The organism is Paenibacillus sp. NRS-1782 (genome assembly GCF_050467685.1).
Lineage (GTDB): Bacteria > Bacillota > Bacilli > Paenibacillales > Paenibacillaceae > Paenibacillus > Paenibacillus terrae_A.
Genome location: NZ_JBITPH010000136.1, coordinates 1 through 714 on the forward strand (window position 1 = coordinate 1; position 714 = coordinate 714).

At 35.9% G+C, this 714-nt stretch carries 1 protein-coding gene and 1 pseudogene; both read right to left on the reverse strand.

The annotated features are described in order from the left end of the window. Positions 1 to 112: 112 nt before the first annotated feature. Positions 113 to 283 carry a hypothetical protein gene (locus tag ACIFQM_RS25075; protein WP_430044633.1) on the reverse strand — a complete coding sequence of 57 codons (171 nt, stop codon included), beginning with the start codon at positions 281 to 283 and terminating at the stop codon, positions 113 to 115. Further along, a pseudogene (locus tag ACIFQM_RS25080) lies at positions 280 to 714 on the reverse strand (hypothetical protein); the annotation flags it as partial. The gene ACIFQM_RS25075 and the pseudogene ACIFQM_RS25080, both read right to left, overlap by 4 nt.

The window sequence follows — 714 nt, forward strand, 5'->3', positions numbered from 1 at the left end:
GGGGACAGAGGTTCCTTTGGTTTGGATAACAACCCTTTTGCAGTTTGAACTTTTTTCATAAATAATGAAAAAAAATCCCTTGATTTTTAATGCAATCAAGGGATAGACCGATTCATTTCTCTCGTTTCGACAATGCAAAATTGATTATCTCTCCTGTTATAGTTCCAGTCAAAATAATATAAAACATCATAGCATGAAAGTTATACCCCAGTGCATAAAATATTCCCAAACCTATTGCATAGCCTAGCAAAATACTAGCATAACGTTTTAAAAATTTGTTCATGGAGTACATCCGATAGGGTATGGTTGCGAACTAAAGAACTTTGCAGAGTCAGTCGTACCAGTTACTTTCTTTCGTGAAGCATCTTGATAGAACACCGTATGATTAGCGTAAGGGATAGCTTCACACTTTCTAGGATACGAATATTGATAAATAGTGTAATAAGATACGGTATTCAAACTTGCTCCAACGCCTATAATTGCAAGAATCGTTGATACAGGTGCTTTAGTAATAGTTGCTATTGCCGCTGCTGCATAAGTTATTCCCAAGTTCACCCAATCATAGGAGTAATCAAACTTGCCTACAAAGGTTCCTCCTGAAGGAACAGCATTTAACGAAAAATCTGAACGGCTCTCTTTAACATTAAAGTTCTCCTGTTTTACACCGTCAATCAGCAAAGTTTGATCTTTTGTGAAATATTCAATTTTAGTTGT